22 protein-coding genes are annotated in these 22688 nt (G+C 69.1%); 11 read left to right on the top strand and 11 right to left on the bottom strand.

What is annotated here, in order from left to right; all coding sequences use genetic code 11:
• Positions 1-48: 48 nt before the first annotated feature.
• Both AB0B68_RS21625 and AB0B68_RS21620 read right to left on the bottom strand, forming a co-directional pair.
• Positions 49-1629: an arabinofuranosidase catalytic domain-containing protein gene (locus tag AB0B68_RS21625; protein ID WP_357262109.1), complete on the bottom strand. Its 1581-nt coding sequence runs from the start codon at positions 1627-1629 to the stop codon at positions 49-51.
• 184 nt (positions 1630-1813) lie between these two features.
• Positions 1814-3610, bottom strand: coding sequence for an RICIN domain-containing protein (locus AB0B68_RS21620; RefSeq protein WP_357204404.1), 1797 nt, complete (start codon positions 3608-3610; stop codon positions 1814-1816).
• Positions 3611-3947: 337 nt separating this feature from the next.
• Here AB0B68_RS21620 and AB0B68_RS21615 point away from each other — a divergent pair, with 337 nt between their 5' ends.
• The 4 genes from AB0B68_RS21615 to AB0B68_RS21600 all read left to right on the top strand — a co-directional run bounded on the left by AB0B68_RS21615 (position 3948) and on the right by AB0B68_RS21600 (position 8763).
• Entirely contained in the window at positions 3948-5186 is a 1239-nt protein-coding gene (locus AB0B68_RS21615; RefSeq protein WP_357204406.1) for an extracellular solute-binding protein, read from the top strand.
• 147 nt (positions 5187-5333) lie between these two features.
• Entirely contained in the window at positions 5334-6173 is an 840-nt protein-coding gene (locus AB0B68_RS21610) for a sugar ABC transporter permease (protein WP_357204408.1), read from the top strand.
• The gene (locus AB0B68_RS21605; protein ID WP_357204410.1) at positions 6170-6994 is read left to right on the top strand and encodes a carbohydrate ABC transporter permease; all 825 of its coding nucleotides are present in this window, start codon (positions 6170-6172) and stop codon (positions 6992-6994) included. Before AB0B68_RS21610 ends, AB0B68_RS21605 begins: the two co-directional genes overlap by 4 nt.
• Before the next feature lie 56 nt (positions 6995-7050).
• Entirely contained in the window at positions 7051-8763 is a 1713-nt protein-coding gene (locus tag AB0B68_RS21600; protein WP_357262104.1) for a trehalase family glycosidase, read from the top strand.
• 10 nt (positions 8764-8773) lie between these two features.
• Here AB0B68_RS21600 and AB0B68_RS21595 read toward each other — a convergent pair whose 3' ends face one another.
• Complete coding sequence (locus AB0B68_RS21595) at positions 8774-9787, bottom strand: LacI family DNA-binding transcriptional regulator (RefSeq protein WP_355006944.1); 1014 nt, start codon at positions 9785-9787, stop codon at positions 8774-8776.
• A 205-nt stretch (positions 9788-9992) separates the two neighbouring features.
• On the opposite strand from AB0B68_RS21595, the gene AB0B68_RS21590 reads away from it, so the two are divergent.
• Together AB0B68_RS21590 and AB0B68_RS21585 are read left to right on the top strand one after the other, a co-directional pair.
• The gene (locus tag AB0B68_RS21590) at positions 9993-11468 is read left to right on the top strand and encodes an arabinofuranosidase catalytic domain-containing protein (protein ID WP_357262101.1); all 1476 of its coding nucleotides are present in this window, start codon (positions 9993-9995) and stop codon (positions 11466-11468) included.
• 18 nt (positions 11469-11486) lie between these two features.
• Entirely contained in the window at positions 11487-11798 is a 312-nt protein-coding gene (locus tag AB0B68_RS21585; protein ID WP_357204418.1) for a VanZ family protein, read from the top strand.
• A 7-nt stretch (positions 11799-11805) separates the two neighbouring features.
• Here the strand turns inward: AB0B68_RS21585 and AB0B68_RS21580 are convergent, their stop codons facing one another.
• Genes AB0B68_RS21580 through AB0B68_RS21570 form a run of 3 tightly spaced genes read right to left on the bottom strand, consistent with a single transcriptional unit; the run spans position 11806 to position 14187 of the window.
• Positions 11806-12585 (bottom strand): MerR family transcriptional regulator, encoded by a 780-nt coding sequence (locus AB0B68_RS21580; protein WP_357262098.1) that lies wholly within the window; start codon positions 12583-12585, stop codon positions 11806-11808.
• 46 nt (positions 12586-12631) lie between these two features.
• A complete protein-coding gene (locus tag AB0B68_RS21575; protein ID WP_357262096.1) occupies positions 12632-13393 on the bottom strand; it encodes an ABC transporter permease in 762 nt (253 codons plus the stop codon).
• A complete protein-coding gene (locus AB0B68_RS21570) occupies positions 13390-14187 on the bottom strand; it encodes an ATP-binding cassette domain-containing protein (protein WP_357262093.1) in 798 nt (265 codons plus the stop codon). The genes AB0B68_RS21575 and AB0B68_RS21570 overlap by 4 nt, the downstream gene beginning before the upstream one ends.
• Before the next feature lie 179 nt (positions 14188-14366).
• Here AB0B68_RS21570 and AB0B68_RS21565 point away from each other — a divergent pair, with 179 nt between their 5' ends.
• Complete coding sequence (locus tag AB0B68_RS21565; protein ID WP_357204426.1) at positions 14367-15821, top strand: alkaline phosphatase PhoX; 1455 nt, start codon at positions 14367-14369, stop codon at positions 15819-15821.
• Positions 15822-15903: 82 nt separating this feature from the next.
• Here the strand turns inward: AB0B68_RS21565 and AB0B68_RS21560 are convergent, their stop codons facing one another.
• From AB0B68_RS21560 to AB0B68_RS21545, 4 genes are all read right to left on the bottom strand, one after another.
• Entirely contained in the window at positions 15904-16320 is a 417-nt protein-coding gene (locus AB0B68_RS21560) for a VOC family protein (protein WP_357262090.1), read from the bottom strand.
• A gap of 107 nt (positions 16321-16427) precedes the next feature.
• Complete coding sequence (locus AB0B68_RS21555) at positions 16428-16640, bottom strand: hypothetical protein (RefSeq protein ID WP_357204430.1); 213 nt, start codon at positions 16638-16640, stop codon at positions 16428-16430.
• Positions 16641-16705: 65 nt separating this feature from the next.
• Positions 16706-17080, bottom strand: coding sequence for a cupin domain-containing protein (locus AB0B68_RS21550; RefSeq protein WP_357204432.1), 375 nt, complete (start codon positions 17078-17080; stop codon positions 16706-16708).
• Between the two features lie 119 nt (positions 17081-17199).
• A complete protein-coding gene (locus tag AB0B68_RS21545) occupies positions 17200-17697 on the bottom strand; it encodes a YcxB family protein (RefSeq protein ID WP_357262087.1) in 498 nt (165 codons plus the stop codon).
• 357 nt (positions 17698-18054) lie between these two features.
• Here AB0B68_RS21545 and AB0B68_RS21540 point away from each other — a divergent pair, with 357 nt between their 5' ends.
• The 3 genes from AB0B68_RS21540 to AB0B68_RS21530 all read left to right on the top strand — a co-directional run bounded on the left by AB0B68_RS21540 (position 18055) and on the right by AB0B68_RS21530 (position 20610).
• A complete protein-coding gene (locus tag AB0B68_RS21540) occupies positions 18055-19275 on the top strand; it encodes a cellulose binding domain-containing protein (RefSeq protein WP_357204436.1) in 1221 nt (406 codons plus the stop codon).
• 91 nt (positions 19276-19366) lie between these two features.
• The gene (locus tag AB0B68_RS21535; protein WP_355006956.1) at positions 19367-19957 is read left to right on the top strand and encodes a DinB family protein; all 591 of its coding nucleotides are present in this window, start codon (positions 19367-19369) and stop codon (positions 19955-19957) included.
• Complete coding sequence (locus tag AB0B68_RS21530) at positions 19954-20610, top strand: hypothetical protein (RefSeq protein ID WP_357262084.1); 657 nt, start codon at positions 19954-19956, stop codon at positions 20608-20610. Before AB0B68_RS21535 ends, AB0B68_RS21530 begins: the two co-directional genes overlap by 4 nt.
• A gap of 21 nt (positions 20611-20631) precedes the next feature.
• Here the strand turns inward: AB0B68_RS21530 and AB0B68_RS21525 are convergent, their stop codons facing one another.
• A complete protein-coding gene (locus AB0B68_RS21525) occupies positions 20632-21678 on the bottom strand; it encodes a serine hydrolase (RefSeq protein WP_357262081.1) in 1047 nt (348 codons plus the stop codon).
• A 98-nt stretch (positions 21679-21776) separates the two neighbouring features.
• Here AB0B68_RS21525 and AB0B68_RS21520 point away from each other — a divergent pair, with 98 nt between their 5' ends.
• The gene (locus AB0B68_RS21520) at positions 21777-22646 is read left to right on the top strand and encodes a fructosamine kinase family protein (RefSeq protein WP_357262078.1); all 870 of its coding nucleotides are present in this window, start codon (positions 21777-21779) and stop codon (positions 22644-22646) included.
• The last annotated feature ends 42 nt before the right edge of the window (positions 22647-22688 follow it).

Raw genomic sequence — 22688 nt, 5'->3', positions numbered from 1 at the left:
TCACCACGAGGTGGTGACCGGCGCACGACTCGTACGGCGTGGTCAGGATCAGCGGTATCCGGCGGTCACCACGCTGGCCTGCACGGCGTTCTCGACCGCGTCGGACGGGTAGCCGGCGACCATCGCCCCCTCGTAGAAGGTGCCGGCGCTCAGGTTGGCGCCGCCGTCGGGCTTGCAGCAGTCACCACCACTGCCCAGGATGATCGCGCCCTGCTTCTTCATCGGGCTGTATCCCGGCGGGAGCGAGCCGTCGTACAGCGTGTAGAGGCTGCCGGCCTGCGCGTCGCTGCCCTTGATGGCGAACCGGGTGGTGCCGTTGTTCTTCAGCGTCGCGGTGACGAACTTGCTGGCGAACGAGCGTTGGTTCGGGTTCCAGGAGCTGCTGCCGCCCGGGAAGAGACCCCACTCCAGGTCCGCCTGCACCCACGGACCACTGCCGGAGCAGCCGCCGAACCAGCACTGCTTGCTGAAGTTGATGGCGTCCATCGCCCCGGCGGCGTCGGCCTTGCGGGTGGTCTCACTGTTGCCGTAGTCGAAGCAGCACCCGCTGTTGACGTGGGTGCCGCTGGTGACCATGTACATGCCCTCGGGCGCCGCGCCGGTCGGCACTCCGGTGAGGTGCCCGTCGCGCCAGTAGCTGTTGCCCGGGTTGATGTAGAGCGAGTACGCCTTCGCGCCGCCCACGGTCAGCGACTCCGAGGTGGCGATCGCCGGCTTGCTCTGCGGGGAGCCCGGAACGACGCTCGACCCCTGGTACCACAGGTCGTTGCCGCGCCCGGACTGGTCGAAGACCACAGTGATCACGCAGGTCGTGCCGGTGCAGAACGAGTCCTGCGTCGCCGCGTTGGCAGTGCCGCCGGTGCCCGTGAGCCCGATGTTGCGGGTCGTGTTGTCCGACGAGCGTCGGACCTGGTAGAGGTTGCCGGCGTACGCCTCGTAGAGCGCCCGCGTGGTGCTGTGCGCCGCGATGCACGGGGTGCCGCCGGAGGCGTAGATGTCGCACGGGCGCGCGCCGGTCGGTGGGTTGGTCGGCGGCGGGGTGGTGGTGGTCGGCGAGGCCCACTGCTGGTTGGTGCCGCCGTTGCAGGCCCAAAGAATGATTTTGGTGCCGTTGGCGGTGCCGGCGGCGTTGGCGTCGAGGCACAGCCCGGACTGCACGCCGGTGATGGTGCCGTTGCTGTTGACGTTCCACTGCTGGTTGTTCTGACCGTTGCAGTCCCAGATGATCGCCTGGGTGCCGTTGGTGGTGCCGCGGCCGGAGGCGTCCAGGCACTTGTTGCCGTACACCTGGATCTGCTTGCTCGACGTCCACGTCCAGGTCTGGCCGGCGGCACCGTTGCAGTCCCAGAGTTGTGTCTGGGTGCCGTTCGTGGTGCTGGAGTTTGGCACTTCGAGGCAGCGGCCGGACGGCGTGCCGACGATGGGGGTGCTCTGCCCGGGCGGGATGGTGGCCGCCGCGGCGGCCCTGGCGGCGAAGGGCGAACTGGCGGGGGTGGTGCCGACGCCGATGCCGACGACGACGAGCACCCCGGCCAGCGCACCGGCCAGGAGGGTCAGACGTCGGACGCGTTGGCGTTTCGGGATGAGGTCGCGGGCTGTTCCTGACCCACTGCGGGACGGGGTTCGCACGAGGTGGCTCCTCGGAGTCGTGGAAGCGCGGGAGATCGTCGACGCGCCACGGGCGGGTGGTGGCGATGGCGAATCGCTGCGAATGGTAGGACCTTTGTTTTATTCATGTCAATGAATGTGATGTCCGGTGACGCGCTGACTGCCAGTGGGCCGACAGCCAGCGCGTCACCTGCCTTCGGGACGACTACCGCCCCAGGAGCCGCCAGGTCTGGTTCAACGGGCTGCCCTGGTTCACCGCCCTGCACGTCCACTGGTGGACCAGCGCGCCGGCCGCCGTGGAGACCGCGTTGACATCGACGCACTTGCCACTGTGCCGGGCGACGAGTTGGTAGTCGTGCGAGTCGTTGCCCGAGTAGGTCACCTTGCGCAGAGCAAACTGCTGGTTGGAACTGTTGAGGCAGGTCCACTGGTGCACCGCCGCGCCGTCGGCGGTGGACACACCGCTGACGTCGAGACACTTGCCACTCTGCTGGTTGACCACGGTGTAGGTGTTGGCCACGCCAGCGACCGGGACGAAGTTCCAGAGCTGCTGGTCACCGCCGTCGCAGTAATTCTGCTGTTGGACGTTGCCGTCGGCGGTGCTCAGACCGGCGTTGTTCAAACACTGCTGCGAGTGCTGGGCCACCGCCACCGACTGGAAGCCACCGTCCGAGGGGGGCAGCAGCGTGACGCTGTACGTGTCGGTCTGGTTGGAGTACGGCACGGTCACCGTGGCGTTGTTGTTGGACACCCCGACCACGCTGTTCGAGACAGTGACCGGACCCGCCACGGCACCGCCACCGTTGTGCGGGATGCGTTGGGTGACGACCCGGACCTGGTTGTTCTGCACGATGCCGCTGGTGGTGTCCAGGCGTTGCAGGTTGACGGTCAGGTTCCCGGTGGTACGACCAGCGCCGACCAGCACCTTCGCCACTCCGGCCGTCTTCGTGGCGTACGCGTCGTACGACTGGCTGGGGGTCACCGCGACGATCTCCCCGACCTGGGAGGCGTAGTAGCGGTAGTTCCACCACTCCCCCTTGGGCTGGTGCTGGCCGGCCGAGTTGCGGATCAGCAGGTTGCCGAGGTCGTTGTGCAGGCTGCCGCCGCTGGCCCAGTTCGCCCGCAGGCCGTCGGCCCGGGCCCGTTCCAGGCGCGCGATGTACCAGGCGCCGTCGGCCGGGTTCTGCTCGTCGGGCGCGCCGTACTCGTTGATCTGGTACGGGCGCGGGTGGGCGATGCCGCGCGGGTCGAGGGTGGCGTTGGCGGCGGCAACGTTGGCGACCGGGTCACCGGGCAGCGAGTGCCAGCTGATGATGTCCGGCACCGTGTTCGTCGAGCGGACGAAGTCCAGGTACTGGTTCCAGAAGGCGTGGTTGGTCGACGGTACGCAGGCGCAGCTCGGCCCGACGATGAGCTGGCTGGGGAACTCCGCCCGGATGCGCTGGTAGGTGCGCCGCCACAGCTCCAGGTACTGGGAGATCGGCCGGTTCCAGAAGATGGTGATGTTGGGTTCGTTCCAGATGTCCCACTGCACCGACAGCCCGGACGCCCGGACGTCGCTGATCAGGCGGGTCAGGAAGTTGTCGTAGTCGGTCCAGTTGCCGTTGTCTCCGGGGAAGCGGGAGATCCCGGCGCCGTCGGCACCCCAGAGGTCGTGCGGCAGGATGATGAACTTCCCGCCGAGGGCTGTGGTGCGACGCGCCTGGGCGAGTGTGGAGTTCCAGCGACGGTCGTAGGTGCCGCCGACCCAGCCGCTGCCCGGCAACTGCGCGCCACCGGCGCGCATGTACTGGAACTTGACGTCCCGGTAGAAGTGGTCGGCCGGACCGCTGGCGTTCTCGGTCATGCCGTAGATCCAGCCGGAGGCGCGGTAGGTCGGCGCACCGTTCGTGGTGGCGAAGTTGACGCTGATCGACTCGTCGGCGGCCTGGGCGGGGGACGGGACGACGGTGACGGCGGCAGCGGCGGCGAGCAGGCCGACGACGAGTCGGGCCACGGACACGCGGGCTCGTCGTGACCGGCCGGGGGACGGGGTTTTCACGGGCGGCTCCTTGGTGGGGCGCGGGGGACGCTCTCCGGAGGGCAGCGCTTGCGAATCGATTCGCACGGATCGTAGGACCGGGGACTGAACGATGTCAATGAAGTGACGCCCCGGTGAAGCCTGCGTTTCTCAGCGATCTCCCTGACGCGCCCAACTGGCCCTTGACCCCCGGGCATGGCCAGACCTATCTTCGGGCGAACCGATTCGTCGAATCGGTTCGCCTCATGGTTGGGCTGCTCCAACCCGCGACGATCAACCGACACACCCCACCTGACGATCGATTGAAGTGAGGCACCACATGACCGGATTCAGTCGTCGGCGGCGCCTGGCCGCCGTCGCCGTGATAGCTCTCGCCGCAGTGACAGGCAGCGCCTGCTCGTCGTCCGCCGACGGCCCCGCCGACGGCGGCGCCTACCTCGTCTGGGACCCGTATCCACAGTTCGCCGACGACTCCGAGTGGGTGGCGCTGCTCAAGAAGTGCGGCACCGACGCGGGGGTGACGGTCGAGCGGACCGGATACGACACCACCGACCTGACCAACAAGGCGCTGCTCGCCGCCCAGCAGGGAAACTCGCCGGACGTCCTGATCGTCGACAACCCGGTCATCTCCACCCTGGCCGAAGCCGGTGCGCTCACCACCACCGACGACAACAAGCTCGACGTCTCGGCGATGGAGAAGAACCTGCTCGGCGCCGGCCAGAGCGACGGAAAGACCTACGGGGTGCCGATCGGGGCGAACACCCTCGCCCTCTACTACAACAAGGATCTGCTCACCGCCGCCGGCGTCGATCCCGCCGCCGTCAAGGACTGGGCCTCACTGACCGCGGCACTGACCAAGGTGAAGGCCAAGGGGAAGAAGGGCATCACCTTCTCCGCGATCGGCACCGAGGAGGGCAGCTTCCAGTTCCTGCCCTGGTTCTGGGGATCGGGCGCCCAACTGACGAGTCTGGACTCACCGCAGGCGGTCTCCGCGCTGACGCTCTGGACCGACTGGCTCAAGCAGGGCCACGCCCCGAACTCCATCATCAACAACACCCAGACCACGAGTTGGCAGGAGTTCGCCACCGGCGACTACGCGTTCGCCGAGAACGGCACCTGGCAGCTGGCCAACGCGGAGAAGCTCGGCTTCTCGTACGGCACGATCCCGATCCCGGCCAGCGTGGGCGGCCCGGCGCCGGCGCCCACCGGCGGTGAGTTCGTCTCCATTCCGGTGCAGAAGAAGACCGGCCGGTACGCGACGTCGCAGAAGCTCGTGACCTGCCTGACCAACGCCGACAACCTCCTCACCACGGACACCACGCTCTCCTACGTCGCACCCGTCGGCGCCGTGCAGGAACGACAGGCCACAGCGGACCCCAAGCTCAAGGTCTGGGTGGAGGCGGTCCGGGCAGCCAAGGGCCGCACGGGTGACAACCTCGGCACCAAGTACCCGAAGATCTCCGAGGCGCTGTGGACCGCTGTGCAGTCGGCCCTCAGCGGCGGGAAGTCGCCACAGGAGGCCCTGGCCGCCGCGCAGACCGCCGCCACCTCCAGGTAAGTAATCCGAACCGACACCATGCCCTCGACCACCGAGACCACTGCCGTACGAGACCAGGATGGGGCGGCGACCGCCGCCCCATCCGGGCCTCCCCCGTCCCGTGCCCGCCGGCCCAACCGATGGATGGCGTGGGGCTTCCTGGCACCCGTGACGATCTACCTGGCGGCCTTCTACGCCTACCCGCTCTACCGCAACGTCGAGTTGAGCCTGCGCGAGTACACAGTCCGCTCGTTCGTGCAGGGCGGGGCGCCCTTCGCCGGCCTCGACAACTACCGGACGGTCCTGGCCGACCCGGCCTTCGGGCCGACGCTGACCCACACGGTGGTCTTCACGGCGGCCTCGCTCGCCTTTCAGTTCACCATCGGCATGGCCCTGGCCCTCTTCTTCCACCAGCACTTCCCGCTGTCGCGCACGCTGCGGGCACTGATCCTCGTACCGTGGCTGCTGCCACTGATCGTCTCGGCGTCGACCTGGTCGTGGCTGCTCAACAGCGACTCGGGGCTGGTCAACGCGGCGCTCGGCGTCGTCGGGATCGACCCGGTCAACTGGCTCACCTCGCCGGGCTGGTCACTCACCTCGGTGATCATCGCGAACGTATGGATCGGCATCCCGTTCAACCTGGTGGTGCTCTACAGCGGCCTGCAGGCGATCCCGACCGAGATGTACGAGGCGTCCGCGCTCGACGGCGCGACGGGGTGGCAGCGGTTCTGGGGGATCACCTTCCCGCTGCTGCGTCCCGTCTCCCTGATCACGCTGCTGCTGGGGCTGATCTACACGCTCAAGGTCTTCGACATCATCTGGATCATGACGAAGGGCGGTCCGACCGGCTCCTCGGCAACGCTGGCCACCTGGTCGTACCGGCTCGGCTTCGGCAACCTGCTGCCCGATTTCGGCCCGGGCGCGGCCATCGGGAACCTGCTCATCGTGCTGGCGCTGATCGCCGGCCTGGTCTACATCCGGATCGAGCGGAGGCAGCAGCTGCGATGACCACCTCGACGCCTCGGGCCTGGTGGAAGACCGGCGTCGGCCTGGTGCTGACCGGGCTGATGCTCTTCCCCGTCTACTGGATGATCAATGTGTCCTTCACCCGGGACCAGGACATGCGGGCCAGCCCTCCGCACCTGTTCCCCATCAACGGCACCCTGGACGGCTACCGGGCGGTGCTCGACCAGCAACTGCCGTACCTCGGCACCAGCTTCCTGGTCGGTCTCGGCACTGTGGTGCTGACCGTGGCGCTGGCGGCCCCCGCCGGCTACGCGCTGGCGAAGCTCCGGCCACCCGGCGGCCCGGCGCTGAGTTTCCTGCTGCTGATCGCGCAGATGATCCCGGGGATCATCATGGCGATGGGCTTCTACGCCATCTACCTCACTCTCGGCGTGCTCAACACGCTGCCCGGCCTGATCCTGGCCGACACGACGCTCGCGGTGCCGTTCGCTGTCCTGATCTTCACGGCCTTCATGTCCGGCATCCCCGACGAGCTGCTCCAGGCCGCCGTGGTCGACGGCGCCGGTCGGCTGCGGACCTTCTGGTCGGTCGTGCTGCCGGTCAGCCGCAACTCGATCGTCACGGTGTCGCTCTTCGCGTTCCTGTGGTCCTGGTCGGACTTCATCTTCGCCTCGACCCTGGCCGGAGGCGGCGACTACCAGCCGATCACCCTCGGCATCTACCACTACATCGGCAACAACAACCAGCAGTGGAACGCCATCATGGCCACCGCCGTCGTCGCCTCGATCCCCGCCGCCGTACTGCTGATCCTGGCCCAGCGGTACGTCTCGATGGGCGTGACCGCCGGCGCCGTCAAGGACTGACCAACCGCCGCGGTCCAGGACCGACCACCCGCACCACAGAAAGGCACCCGCCACCCATGACCGTCGCCCCGTCCGGTCCGGAGTTCGGAATCCAGGACATCCCGTTCAGCTACCGCGGATCCTGGTTCAACATCTCCCCGGTGGTAGCCGAGAAGACGTACGCCGACGACCTGCACCTGGTCTCCCACCAGACCGGGATGCACCCCGTGCTGCGACTCTCCCCCACTGTCGCCGGCACCACTGTCGTCGCCACGCCCGCGCTGCTGACCTGGCACAACGGGGCCGACCGGATCGAGGCCGTCTACGACGGGCCGGACACCCTGCGGATCCGGGGCCACCGTCTCGGCCTGCGGGTGGCCGCCGCCGCGCACACCCTCACCCCGTTCAGCGGCACCTACCTGTACGCCGACCCGGTCGACGGATCACATGTGTTCACCTCGTACGAGACCGGTCGCCGCTACCGGGTCACGGTGCTCTCCGGCGCTCCGCTGCGGACCCGGGGCACGCAGGCCCTCGGCACGGCCGACCGCTCCCTCGACCTTTCCGGCGACCAGCCCTGGGAGATCGCGATCGAGGAGTACGCCACCGCCCGCCGCCCGTACGCCGGATCCGTCGCCTTCGAGCAATTGCGCCGCGACCGCTTAGCGGAGTTCACCGCGTTCGTCGACGCGATCGCGCCCTGGCGCGGCCCGGAGACCCCGGCCGCCGAGCTGGCCGCGTACGTCCTGTGGTCGGCCACTGTCGCCCCGGCGGGCTTCGTCACCCGGCCGGCCGTCCTGATGTCCAAGCACTGGATGGACAAGGTGTGGAGCTGGGACCACTGCTTCAACGCGATCGCCCTGGCGGCCGGCGAGCCGGAGCTGGCCTGGCACCAGTTCCAGCTGCCCTTCGACCACCAGGACGAGACCGGCGCGCTCCCCGACTCGGTCACCCATTCCGAGGTCCTGCACAACTACGTGAAGCCCCCCATCCACGGCTGGGCCCTCCGTCACCTGCGCCGACGCCTTCCCCAGCCGCCGAGCCGGCTGGCGCTGGCGCAGACGTACGACCGGCTCGCCCGCTGGACCGAGTTCTGGCTGGACGCGCGGCGGGCTCCCGGCCACGACCTGCCGCACTATCAGCACGGCAACGACAGCGGCTGGGACAACGCCACCACCTTCGACGACAACCGGGTCCTGGAGACGGCCGACCTCGCCGCGTTCCTGGTCTCGCAGCTTCGCTGCCTCGCCGACCTCGCCACCGAGCTGGGTGAGCCCGCCGACCGCTGGTGGCAGGAGGCCGACCGGATCCACGGGGCCATGCTGCGCGACCTGTGGGACGGCGAACGCTTCACCGCCCGGGACCCCCACACCGGGCACCGGCGAGCCAGCCGCAGCCTGCTCGACCTGATGCCCGTCGCGCTCGGGGCCGACCTCCCGGCCCCGGTCGCCGCCGCGCTGGCGCGCGGCGTCGAGACCCACCTGACCACGCACGGTCTGGCCACCGAGCCGACCGACTCGGCCCACTACCTCGCCGACGGCTACTGGCGGGGCCCGATCTGGGCGCCCTCCACCGTCCTGGTCGAGGACGGCCTGCGCCGGGCTGGGCAGACCAGGATCGCCGACGACATCAGTCGGCGGTTCCTCGCGCTGTGTGAGAAGTCCGGCTTCGCGGAGAACTTCGACGCCGAGACCGGCACCGGGCTGCGGGACCGCGCCTACACCTGGACCGCCAGCAGCTATCTCATCCTCGCCGCCGCCCAGGAGGAGCGGCGTGTCAGGGGCGGGTAGCCGGGTCGGATCAGCGGCCCCGGACCGGGCCGGTGCTGGACCGCAACGAGATGGGCGGGCTGTAGAGGCGGTGTCGTGGCACGGCGCCGGGAGCCGCGATGATCTCCAGAAGTAGCGACACCGCCTCGGCGCCCATCTCGACCATCGGCACGTCGGCGGCGGTCAGCGGCGGGCGGAAATCCTCCGCCCAGTGCTGCGCGGCGACTCCGGTGACGGAGAAGTCGCGTGGCACGGACAGCCCGGCGCCGGTCAACGCCCGCTGCATTCCGGGCAGTGCGGCCTCGTTGATGGTGGCCACCGCCGTGACCTCGGGGTGCGTCGCGAGCAGTTGCTCCATACACGCCTCGCCGGAGGCGGTGTCGTCGCCGCTGCAGACCTCCACGCCGGTCAATCCTCGCTCGGCCGCCGCCGTGCGGAAGCCGGTCAGCGCGCGATGACTGGGGCCGTACCCGGCGGCCACCAACTCGGCGGACCGGTTCACGAGTGCCACGTGCCGGTGCCCCAGGTCGGCCAGGTGCTGCACGCACCGGGCGATCAGCCCGGCGTAGTCAATGTCGATCCAGCTCATCCCGTGCGGCTCGGCGGTCCGCCCGATGGTGACGAACGGCAGCCCGGCCTTGGTCAGCCGGGTCACCCGGTCATCCGCCAACCGGATCTCCATGAGGACCACGCCGTCCACCCGGCGCCCGGTGACGATCCGCTCGAACGACCGGTCATGGTCGCCGCCGGAGGGGGACAGCAGCACGTCGAGGTCGTGGCGGGCGGCGGCTTCGACGACGCTGGCGACGAAGCCGAGCTGCATGTCGGTCAACCGCTGGCTCGCCGGCGGGATGACCAGCCCGAGGGTGCGGGTGCGCCCCTCCTTGAGAGCACGGGCGCTGGCGTTCGGCCGGTAGTCCAACTCGTCGATGACCGACTGGATCCGTTGCCGGGTCGCCGCCGACACGCTGCGTTTTCCGCTGAGCACGTAGGAAACGGTGCTGCGGGACACCCCCGCCCGGCGAGCGATCTCCCCGATGTTCATCAATCGCCCTCGAATCGACTTTTGCCCCGACACGGGGACGCACCTTGCTCCGCTGACCAGCATATCCGTCCTCAGCCTCATCGATCGATGACCAACGTGTGCCAACTAGCGTCAATAGATGGACGACCATTAATGTCACAGGTATGACGTGTGACGTCAATTCCATCGCCGCACCCGACCCCCACCACGCACCCGAAAGGATCCGATGAACGTGCAGAGAAAGCTGGGTCGCCTGATGGCCGCCGGGACCCTGTTCGTCCTCGTCGTCGGCGCCGGCGCCTATGTGGTCTCGGACGCCCCTGGCGTCGCCCACGCCGCCGGCACCGGTCCGTGTGACATCTACGCCTCCGGCGGCACGCCGTGCGTGGCCGCGCACAGCACCACCCGCGCGCTGTACGGCGCGTACAACGGCTCGCTCTACCAGGTCCGACGATCGTCGGACAACACCACCCGCGACGTCGGCGTGCTCAGCGAGGGCGGCTACGCCAACGCCGCCACCCAGGACACGTTCTGCGCCAACACCACCTGCGTCATCACGATCATCTACGACCAGTCCGGCCGCAACAACCGCCTCACCCAGGCGCCCCCCGGCGGCTTCGCCGGCCCCGCCCCCGGCGGTTGGGACAACCTCGCCGACGCGAAGGCGGCCCCGGTCACCGTCGGCGGGCAGAAGGCGTACGGCGTCTACATCGCCCCCGGCACCGGCTACCGCAACAACAACACCAACGGTGTCGCGACCGGCGACCAGCCCGAGGGCATCTACGCGGTCGTCGACGGCACGCACTACAACCAGTGGTGCTGCTTCGACTACGGCAACGCGCAGACCAACAGCCTCGCCGACGAACGCGCCATCATGGAGACCGTCTACTTCGGCGCCAACAAGCAGTGGGGCTACGGGGCCGGGGCCGGCCCCTGGATCATGGCCGACCTGGAGTGGGGGCTGTTCTCCGGCGTCAACGCGGGCTACAACAACATCGCGTCGATCAACCACCGTTTCGTCACCGCCATGGTCAAGGGCGAGCCGAACCACTGGGCGATCCGGGGCGGCAACGCCCAGTCGGGCAGCCTGACGACCTACTTCGACGGGCCACGCCCCAACGGCTACCACCCGATGAAGAAGGAGGGCGCCATCCTGCTCGGCATCGGCGGTGACAACAGCATCACCGGTCGCGGCACCTTCTTCGAGGGCGTACTGACCTCCGGCTACCCGACGGCGGCCACCGAGAACGCCGTCCAGGCCAACATCAACGCCGCCGCCTACGCGCCGACCGGCGGCGGCAACCCGCAACAGAACGTCCAGGTCGTGGGCGGCCAGTCCAGCCGCTGCATCGACGTGCCGAACGCCAGCACCACGAACGGCACCCAGGTCCAGCTCTGGGACTGCATCAGCAACAGCACCGCGCAGCGCTGGACCTACACCGCTGGCAAACAACTCCAGGTGTACGGCAACAAGTGCCTGGACGCCTCCGGCCGAGGCACCACCAACGGCACCCAGGCGATCATCTGGGACTGCAACGGTCAGAACAACCAGCAGTGGAACGTCAACAGCAACGGCACCATCACCGGCGTGCAGTCCGGGCTGTGCCTCGACGCCAACGCCGCCGGCACCGCCAACGGCACCAAAATCATCCTCTGGGCGTGCAACGGCGGCACCAACCAGCAGTGGTCCACCCGTAGCTGACCCAGGGCCAACCCGACAGTGACTCACCTGGCGGGCCCGCACCGTACGCTCGCTGGCCCGCCAGGCCGACCTGCCGAAGAGCGGGATACCTCAGAGTTCTGTTCACACCCCTGGGGTATCCCGCCGCGCATCCTGGCCCTCGCGGCCGGCTGCTCGGTCCTGGTCGAGACCGCCCAGTACGTTCTGCGGCTCGACCGGGCGTCGTCGGTGGATGACGTCCTGCTCAACGCCGCCGGCGCCGGGCTGGCCGCGCTGGCGTCCCGCCGCTGGTGGCGCGACACCCGCACCAGCCCTGTGGGTTCGCCCGCGGTGAACCACCAACAGCGCTGACAGCCGATCAGGTGGACGGCTCTGCCAGCCGCTCCAGCCGCGCCAGACCATCCCAGCCGCGCTCGCGCATCAGACTCAGTAGTCGCTTCACCCGCGGGTCCGCCTCGACGGCCAGCGCGTCCAGAAGGTCGAACGGCAGGTCGTCCTTCGCCACCTCACCGAGGTCGATCTCACCGGAGCGGTATGCCTGCTCGGCGAGGCTCGCCAGGATGTCGGCGGCCTCCACCAGAGACGCGTCGTCGCTGGTGTCGCTGTCGAAGATCTCCGACAGGATCCGATAGAGCCGAATGAGTTGCGGGTCGTCGAGCTGCGCGATCTTGCTGGGCATCCATTCGCGGACCCGATCGGGCCAGCGGGCCGACATCAGGATCCAGCTGTCCCGCTCACCCGCCACCACCCGCTCGGAGACGCCAATGTCCCGGAGCCGGTCGAGGTAGGCGGTCACCTCCGGCGCGAGCGCCAGACGATCCCCGGCGGCGAGTTGCGCGATCTGCCTCCGGCTGGTCTCCAGTCGTGCGATCTCGTCGCCCAGTTGCCTGTCGATCTCCTCGACCGCGGCCGCGAAGGTCGACGGGTCGGCCTCCAGCATCTGACCGATCTGGGACAGCGGCACGCCGGCGTTGGCGAGAATTCGGATCCGGATGAGGGACACCACCGCCCCTGCGCTGTACCGCCGGTAGCCCGAGGCGTCCCGCTCGGGCTCCGGCAGCAGGCCGATCTGGTGGTAGTGCCGTACCGCCCGCACCGTGACGCCGGCGTACGCCGCGAGTTGACTGATCGTCAGCATCTCCTGATCCTGCCCCTCGAGTCGCTCGGCCCCCCTCGAATCGCGCTCAGGAGATCTTGCGACGGTAGGTCAGGTTGGCGAAGAGGTAGGCCACCACGAGGATGCCGACGCACCAGACGAGGGCGGTCCAGATGCCCGATCCGACAGGCTTCTGCGCGAAGAGGTCGCGGATCGCGTTGACGATGGCGGTCACCGGCTGGTGCTCCGCGAAGGCGCGCACCGGGCCGGGCATCGACGCGGTGGGCACGAAGGCCGAGCTGACGAACGGCAAAAAGACCAGGGGGTACGAGAAGGCGCTCGCGCCGTCCACCGACTGGGCGGTCAGGCCGGGAATGATGGCGATCCAGGTCAGCGCCAAGGTGAACAGCACCAGGATGCCGGCCACGGCGAGCCACCCCAGCACGCTCGTCCCGGTGCGGAAGCCCATGAGCAGGGCGACGAGGACGACGACGACCAACGAGATCAGGTTGGCGACCAGTGAGGTCAACACGTGCGCCCAGAGCACCGCGGATCGTGCGATCGGCATCGACTGGAACCGTTCGAAGATGCCGCCCTGCATGTCCAGGAAGAGCCGGAAGGCGGTGTACGAGATGCCCGAGGCGACGGTGATGAGCAGGATGCCGGGGAGCAGATAGTTCACGTACGAGTCGGAGCCGGTCTCGATCGCGCCGCCGAAGACGTAGACGAACAGCAACATGAAGGCGATCGGCATGACGGCGGTGGTGATGATGGTGTCCGGGCTGCGGGCGATGTGACGCAGTGAGCGTCCCAACAGAACCGTGGTGTCGCCGAGGAAGTGCCTGTTCATCGTTGTTCCTTCTCGGTCTTGGCGCCAACGAGGGTGAGGAAGACGTCCTCGAGGGTCGGCTGCTTCTCGACGTACTCGATCTCGGCGGGTGGCAGGAGCTGCTTGAGCTCGTCGAGGGTGCCGTTCACGATGATCCGTCCCTCGTGGAGGATCCCGATCCGGTCGGCGAGTTGTTCGGCCTCGTCGAGGTACTGGGTGGTGAGCAGCACCGTCGTGCCGCCACTGGCGAGTTCCTTCACGGCCTGCCACACCTCGATGCGCGCCTCCGGGTCCAGCCCGGTCGTCGGCTCGTCGAGGAAGATGACCGGCGGGCTCCCGATCAGGCTCATCGCGATGTCGAGGCGGCGACGCATACCGCCGGAGTAGGTCCGTACCCGCCGGGTGCCCGCTTCGGTCAGCGAGAAGCGCCTCAGCAGGTCGTCCGCGATCGAACCGGGCTCCTTGAGGTGGCGCAGTCGGGCGACCAGGATCAGGTTCTCCCGCCCGGTGAGGATCTCGTCGACCGCCGCGAACTGCCCGGTGAGACTGACCGACTGCCGTACCTCGGCAGCCTGGGTCGCCACGTCGAAGCCGGCGACCCGGGCCGTCCCGCCGTCGGCCCGCAGGAGCGTGGCCAGGATCCTCACGACCGTGGTCTTGCCGGCACCGTTCGAGCCGAGCAGGGCGAAGATGCTGCCCCGCGCGACGTCGATGTCGACGCCACACAGCACTTTGAGCTGCTTGAACGACTTCTCCAGACCAAGCACGTGGATCGCGGCCTGCTCGGTCTGAGCTGTTGTGTGCGAATTGCTCATGGCGGCAGCATGGAGGGTTGACGCAGCGTCAAGGTCAAGCCCGATGGCCCGGCGACGCGTGCGCGACCCTGACTCTTAACTCCGATGTCACCACCCGATCCCATTGGTGACGTGTCGCTGTCCACCCGAAGGAGTTGGCTGCCAGTCGTCGCACTTGTCTGGACCAGGAGTTGATCCACGTGCCTTCGTCTCGTCGTACCTTCCTCGCCAGTGGCGCCGCCGCCGGCGTCGGCATTGCCGTCGCGGGCGGCCTGCCGTCCCTGGCCCAGGCCAGCCCGGCCCGGCCGCACCCGCCGGTGAAGCCCGGCACTGTGCCCTTCCCGCCGCTCGTGGACGATCCCAAGGGAATTCTGGCCCTGCCCAAGGGCTTCCGTTACACAGTGGTCACCCGGACCGGTGTCACCCGGCTCGACCGCGGCCAGGGCACCACCCCGTCGGACCACGACGGCATGGCCGTCTACGACGGCGGCCACGGCCGGTACACCCTGATCCAGAACCACGAGATCGACCCGGGCGCCGAGTTCGGCGTGCCGCACGTCAAGGGCACTGTCTACGACGCGGGCGCCGTCGACGCCGGCGGTTGCACCGTGATCAAGACGGACCTCGCGGGCCGCAACCTGGGCGAGTTCGTGGCGCTCTCCGGCACCATCTCCAACTGCGCCGGCGGGCCGACCCCCTGGGGCACCTGGCTGACCTGCGAGGAGGCCGAGGACCGCGCCGGCGACGCGTGGGAAGAGGGCAGCCGGTCCGGCGTCTACCAGAAGGACCACGGCTACGTCTTCGAGGTGTGGGCCGACGGCAGCGCCGACCCGAAGCCGATCAAGTGCCTGGGCCGCTACTCCCACGAGGCAGTGGCCGTCGACAAGGACCGCACCCGGGTCTACCTCTCCGAGGACGCCGACGAGCCCAACGGCCTCTTCTACCGCTGGACGGCGCCGCACGGCGTCAAGCTGGGCCCGGGCGTGCTCACCCGCCTCGCACCGAACGCCGGCGTCCTCGCCGCGATGCAGATCATCATGGACGACGGTTCGGTGCTGCCGGACGTCGCCTACCTGACCTCCGCCCAGCTGGGCCGCCCCTTCCCGGTCCGCTGGATCGAGGTGCCGGACCGCGACGCGCGCACCAGGTCGGTACGCGAGCAGTTCGCCGACGGCCAGGTCACCCGCGGACGCAAGTTCGAGGGCGTGTGGGCCACCGACGAGGGCGTGTACGTGGTCAACTCGTACGCCTGGGACGAGGGTGACCTGCCGGCGGACGCGGCTCCGCACGACGGCATGGTCTGGTTCTACAACTTCAAGGACCAGACCATCCAGCTCGTGACGTACTTCCCGCACCAGACCCAGTCCGAGGAGGGCACGCCGGTCAGGTACACCGACATCACCTTCGACGGCCCGGACAACGTGACGGTCACCCCGTGGGGAAGCCTCGTGCTCGCCGAGGACGGGTCCGGTGCCTCGCACGTGCTCAGCACGATCCCGGGCGGGCCCACGTACGCGATCGCCCGTAACCAGCTCAACGACTCGGAGTTCTGCGGGCCGACCTTCAGCGCGGACGGCAAGGTGCTCTTCGTCAACATGCAGGACCCGGGCCTCACCCTGGCCATCACCGGCCCTTGGGAGAAGTACCTGGGCTGAGCGAGCCCGAATGTGGGGGCCGGGCGAACCGCCCGGCCCCCAGCAGGCTCGGCCGCGCTCAGGAGACGCGCGGCGGGCGGCACTAGTCGAGGCAGAACTCGTTGCCCTCGACGTCCTGCATGTTGAGGCACGACTCGTTCTCGCCGTCGGCGAGCAACAACTGCCCGCGTACCGCGCCGAGCGGGATCAGCCGCGCGCATTCGGCCTCGAGGGCGGCCAGGCGCTCCTCGCCCACCAGCCCGGTGCCGACCCGCACGTCGAGGTGCACCCGGTTCTTGACGACCTTGCCCTCGGGCACCCGCTGGAAGTACAGGCGCGGGCCCACCCCGGACGGGTCACTGCACGCGAGCCACGAACCCTGCTCGGAATTGACATCCTCCCAGGAGGCGAACCCTTCCGGGGCCGGTGGCGGGACGTACCCCAGCACCTCACACCAGAAGAGGCCGACGCGCACCGGCTCGGCGCAGTCGAATGTCACTTGTACCTGCTTGACCGACATCCGCTCACCTTATGAGTCGCGCTGCCGCCGCTGTCGTCTCACCCCAGGGCCAGGGGGGCGCACCACACCCGGGGCGACGACCACGGCGACCATGAACCCCGCAGGCGTCAGTGCGTGGTGTGCGTCCTCGGTGTCGCCGCCGCGCCAGAGCGCTTGACCAGGACCGCTCCGCCGGCGACGAAGATGACGCCGAGGATCACCCCGACGAGGTTGCTCTGGGTCAGGCTGGAGACGACCCCCAGCACGCCCACGACGATCGCCAGTACGCCGAGGATCCGCATCGTGTAACGACCGACAGACTTCACCCGTTCACTCGTCATGGTGTGCCTTCTGCCCAGCGCGCCGATCGCGCAAACGGCGGTGATCGATGACCGGCCGTGGGTGCTCACTCCACCTTGGTGAGAAGTGGTTTCCCCTTCTCGACGACGTACGTGGCCAGTTCGACAGCGATACCGTCGCCAACGTTACGGGCCTCGTGGTGCACACCGTACGGGACCGTGAGCGCGTCGCCGGGATTGCACACCATGGGTGGCTGCCCGTCCAGCCGGTATTCGAGCGTTCCCTGCAGAACGCAGATGATCTCCTCGCCGGGGTGGAAATGCTTGAACGGGGGCGAATCCGGCGTGAACTCCACCCGAGTCTGAATGACCTCACGCCCCGGGATGCTGAGGTCGTGCCGTTGCAGATCGATCCGCCACAGCCCTGGTGCTGACTCCACCGCTGTGGGGCTGATCCCCGCAGGTCGGTCCTTGGTGCTCATGACGGCCTCCTGTGAGCCGCCGGACCGACGGCCATTACTCGAACTGGTGCATCCCAGTCGAGAATAGGTAGCCGCGGGCGATCAGGGGCGGGGATGCCGACACGGGGCGGCAGCCGAGTTCACCGACGGGGCAGCAGCCCTCGTTCGGACATGTACGCGCGCAACGTGTCGGCATCCTCGGGGGACATCAGCCAGCGGGGGATCACGGTCGCCGGCATTCGGCCGACGTACACGACCCAGAAATCTCCGGCCTCGCGCACCTGGGCGACCCCGTCCCAGGCGATGCCGCCGGACTCCGAGCCGCTGCGCATCATGATGTTGTCTTCGGTGATGTCGTAGGCGCCCTCGACGGCGTAGTTACCGGAACGGCGGCGGGCGCGGGCCAGCACCCACGGCCGGTACAGCATCGACAGCACGCCGCCCACGACCAGCGCGGTCCACAGCGGTGAACTCCGCTCGCCCCACCCGAGCCCTCGCGAGGCGACGAGACCGATGACCCCGACCGCCGTCAGGACCGCCCCGATGTAGCCGAATCTGCGTAGCCGGACGTTGCCGAGCGCCGCGGCCACCCGGCTCGGGTAGGCGGGATCGGCGGGGACGTCGAAACGGATCTGCACGCCAGAACGATAGTGCCTCCGCCCGCCCGGGAAAGCGCCTTGCCCCGCCTCACCTGACAAGCCTCGGCCATCCGGGTGCGGCAGTCTGATCAGAGTCAACCAGAAATTGACACCTTTCACTGCGACAGTGATAGTAACTGCATACAGCTCCCATCGGAGCGCCTGTAGGGACCGCGGCCGGGCGGTCGCCGGCGCTGAATGAGCGGGCAGTGGCGACCGGGGGCACGGCTGCCACGCGGGCCGCGACGCGCACACGTCGACCAGACCCGTGGCCAGCGCTGACCACCTCTCGTCGGGGCGCGAGTGACACACCCGCCGCCGCAGGGAGCGCCACCGTGACTGTTCCTGGAGGACTCAATGAGAAGGCGAGCAAAGATCTACGCGGGGCTGGCGGCCGCCATCGTCCCGGTCACCTCGGTGATCATGGCGCTCGGCGGGACACCGGCGTCCGCCGCCATCGGCGGTTCCGGCCCCTACCCCGCCGACTACGAAACCTCGGCCACCCTGGCCAACCACACCATCTTCCGGCCGCAGACCCTCCCCTCCGAACGCCTGCCCATCGTCGTGTGGGGCAACGGCGGCTGCTCGGCCAACGGGCTCTCCCAGGGCAACTTTCTCCGCGAGATCGCCTCCCACGGCTTCCTCGCCATCGCCAACGGAGCCCCGAACGGATCCGGCTCCACCAACTCCCAGATGCTCACCCAGTCCATCGACTGGGCGGTCACGGAGAATTCCCGGCAGGGCAGCAAGTACTACAACAAGATCGACACGAGCAAGGTCGCCGTCGCGGGCTTCTCCTGCGGAGGCGTGGAGGCGTACGCCGTCTCGAACGACCCGCGTGTCACCACGACCGGCATCTTCAGCAGTGGTCTGCTCAACGACGCCGACGACTACCAGCTCAGGAGACTGACCAAGCCGATCGCCTACTTCGTCGGCGGGCCCAGCGACATCGCCTACCCGAACGCCATGGACGACTGGGGCAAGCTGCCCGCCGGCCTGCCCGCCTTCATGGGCAACCTGAACGTCGGGCACGGCGGCACCTACGACCAGGCCAACGGCGGGGAGTTCGGCCGGGTGGCGACCCTCTACTTCAAGTGGCGCCTGAAGGGTGACACCACCGCCGGCCGCACCTTCGTCGGCGCCGACTGCGGTCTGTGCGGCACTCAGTGGAGCGTCCAGCAGAAGAACCTGACGCTCGACGACGGCACGCCGCCCACCACGCCGCCGCCCACCACGCCGCCGCCCACCACGCCGCCGCCCACCACGCCGCCGCCGACCGGCACGCCTGGCTGCACCGCTGTCTTCGCTGTCCAGGACCAGTGGAACGGCGGCTTCGTCGCCAACGTCAGCGTCACCGCGGGGAACGCCCCACTGACCGGCTGGCGGGTCACACTCACCCTGCCGAGCGGCGCGTCGGTCAGCTCGCTCTGGAACGGGGTCAGCAGCGGCACCAGCGGAACCATCACGGTCGCCAACCAGAGCTACAACGGGCGACTGGCCGCAGGTCAGGCCACCAGTTTCGGCTTCCAGGGCACCGGCAGCGGCAGCGGAACCACAGCGAGTTGCGCCGGAAGCTGACGCCCCGGCCACGTCGAGTCGTTCGGCGGGCCGGTGCCGGTGCACCGGCACCGGCCCGCCGAGGCTCAGCGGATAGGGAAGACTGGCGCGCATGGCTGATCTGAGCGATGCGAAGGCCGCCCTGCACCACTACCTCCGGGGCAACCGCGAAGACCTCATCTGGAAGCTCGACGGGCTCAGCGAACGGGAGGTCAGGCTGCCCCGCACGGCGACCGGAAACAACCTGCTGGGCGTGGCCAAGCACTGCCTCAACGTCGAGGCCGGCTACTTCGGGCCCACCTTCGGCCGCGAGTTCCCGACGCCCGACGAGCTGGTCCCGCTGGCGGCGTTCGACGAGGACCCGCAGGCCGACTGGTACGCCCGTGAGGACGAGACGAAGGACGGGCTGATCGACCTGTACCGCCGGGTCGGGGCGTTCGCCGACCAGACGATCGAGCAGCTGCCGCTCGACGCGCCGGGGCAGGTGCCGTGGTGGCAGCCAGGTCGGCAGGACGTGACGCTACAGCGGATCATCATCCACGTGACCTGCGACCTCGCCCGCCACGCCGGGCACGCCGACATCATGCGCGAACAGCACGACACGGTGGTCGGCCTCGGGCGGAACAACAGCAACATCCCCGACGACTACGACTGGCCGGCGTATGTCAGCAAGCTGACGAAGCTTGCCGACCAGTTCGGGTGATCGGCAAAGCTGCCGGCCTGCGAGACGACCTCAACCAGATCGAAGCGGCCTTCCGGGGCACACCCCTGGCCGGCCTGCCGATCGGGCACGGCCCGTCGGGCACCATCCTCGTCGCCGACGTCGACTCCGACCGTCTGCACGAGGTCTGGCAGGCTGCTGAGGCGCTGGTCCCGGTCATCGGACGCCGGCCCGTCATGGTCACCGACGATTTCGACGACGCGCTGACGATCCGGTCCGAGCCCGAGCAGGGCCCGTCGGAGTCGCAGCTGCGCACGTTCGTCGAGGCGGCGGCGTCTTCCGAGCCCTGGCTGACCTACCGCCACTACAGCGAGGACCAACAGGTCGACGAGGACGAGATCGGGTTCTACGCGCGGGGTACGACCGGCGTCGACCTGACCGACCTGGTGCCAGACGTGGTGCTGCCGACACCAGTCTCGGTGCTGGAGCGGGCGCTGTACGACCGGCTGCTCGCCGACGCCGACCTGCACGCCGAGGTGCTTGGCAACGTGCGGCTCGTGACGCAGACCGGCGACGAGGTGTGGGCTGCCGCCGGTCAGCTCAAGGCCCTCGCTCCGAACCTCGAACTGAGCCGATGGGAGGTGGCCGTCGCCCTGCCGGCCGGTGACGCCTGGTTCGTCCACAACCGACCCTGACCGATACGGTCCTCACGCAGTTCAGCCCTCGTCAACCCGCGCCGTCGTGACGGTACGAGAGACTTCCCGGATCAGATCGAGCGGTTCCTCGGTCCAGTGGGAGGCGAGGACGAGCTCCCGGGCCGGGTCGACCCACAGCAGGTGCCGTCCGCCGTTGCCCCGGGCACTGCGGCCGGTGGACGGGGCTCCGGGCCAGGGCACCTGCTCATCGTTGAGCCACCACAGATAGCCGTACTCCCGTTTGACCGGGCACGGGGCCCAGGACTGGTCGACCCATTCGGCGCTGAGCAGCCGGGTCCCCGCATGGGTCCCGCGGTCCAGGAAGAGCTGCCCGATCAGAGCCAGGTCCCGGGCCGGGACGATCAGTCCCCCACCCCAGTGCGCGCCGCCGGAGACCACCTCGACCCGGCGACCGTCGAGATCGACGACGCTCGTCCGGTACCCGTGCCACGACCACCGGTCCGAGGCGCCCACCGGGTCCATGACCCGCTCCCGCAGCACCTCCGGCAGCGCCCTGCGCAACAGCAGCGTCAGCGCGTACGCGAGCAGGTTCATCCGTACGTCGTTGTACGCCCACCCCTGGCCCGGGGGTGTGCCGTGCACCTCGGTCCGCTCGCGGAAGCTCTGCGCGTCGACGCTCGTCGGCTTACCCCACAGCTCGCCCTCCCACTGGCTCGACTGTTGCAGCAGATGACGCCAGGTGATCTGCTCGTTGTGCGGTCCCCGGAACTCGGATACGTCGACGACCTGGTGCACCGGTTGGTCCGGCACCAGCAGCCCGTCGTCGAAGGCCAGGCCGGCCACCACCGACACGACCGACTTGGTGACGCTGAACGCCATCTCCGGGACGTCCGGGTCGCCCCAGGCCGCGACCTCCCGACCGCCGACCCGGACGACACCACTGGCTCCACTGGCGGCCCGCAGCGGGCCGACGACCTCACGGTGGCTCGCGTCGGCGACCTGTGCGGCCAGGTAGGTCTCGATGTCGACGGCGTCGCTGGTCCACCGGGTGCCGAACTCCTGGAGGGTCCGCTCCAGCCGTTGCTGATCCACCGCCACATCACCCATGCCCAGCAGTGTCCAACACCCCGGCCGCCGGCCGGGCGATCCGTGACCAGCCACATAGGATCGGGCGACCTCGTACGCCGGAGATGAGGAGCGTCCCCGTGACCCTGCTGGAACGTCTGCACCTGGCCGGTATGCGCGAGGTCGTCGCTGTGCGGCCGGTGACCGGCGGGCTGGCGGCTCTCGCGGGCATCGCCACCCGCCGGGATGCCCCGCCGGTGTTCGTCAAGGCGTTCGCCGACCCGCCGGCCGACGACGTCTTCGTCGCCGAGGCCGAAGGGCTGACCGCACTGCGCGACCTGGGCGGCGTGGCGACACCCGAGGTGATCCTGGCGGATCGGGACGTACTGGTGTTGTCGGTGTTGAGCGAGAGGCCGCGCAGCGGGGCCTTCTGGGAGCAGTTCGCACACCTGCTCGCCCGCCTGCACCTGAGCACGACCCATCCCCGTTTCGGCTGGCACCACGACAACTGGCTGGGCCGTCGCCGTCAGGTCAACACGTGGAACGACGACGGCTTCGCCTTCTTCGCCGAGCACCGGCTGCTGCGTTGGCTCGACGAGCCCCGCGTCGAGGCCGCGCTCGACGCGGAGGACCGGTCGGCGCTGGAACGGCTCTGCGACCGGCTGCCCGACCTGCTGCCGGAGCGTCCGGCGTGCCTGACGCACGGCGACCTGTGGGCACAGAACGTCCTCGCCACCACGGACGGAGAGCCTGCGCTGATCGACCCGGCCGTGTCGTACCTGTGGGCCGAGGTCGACCTCGCGCACGTGTGGTCCACCTCACCTCCGCCCGAGGCACGACGGATGTTCGACGTCTACGCGGAGCTGACCTCGCTCGACGCCGACTGGGAGACCCGGATGCCGGTCATCCAGCTGCGACAACACCTCGCCGTGCTGGCCCAGTTCGACGACGACTGGGGCGCGGCCGACCAGATCCGCGCCGTCCTTGCCCCGTTCCGGACGCGATCCTGATCGAAGGGCCCGGCGGGCGACCACGGAGACCGGCCCGGCCAG

The organism is Micromonospora sp. NPDC049049, assembly GCF_040649115.1.
Classification (GTDB): domain Bacteria; phylum Actinomycetota; class Actinomycetes; order Mycobacteriales; family Micromonosporaceae; genus Micromonospora.
The sequence above is the reverse complement of the archived record's forward strand: the minus strand, read 5'-3'. Positions and strand labels throughout refer to the sequence as shown.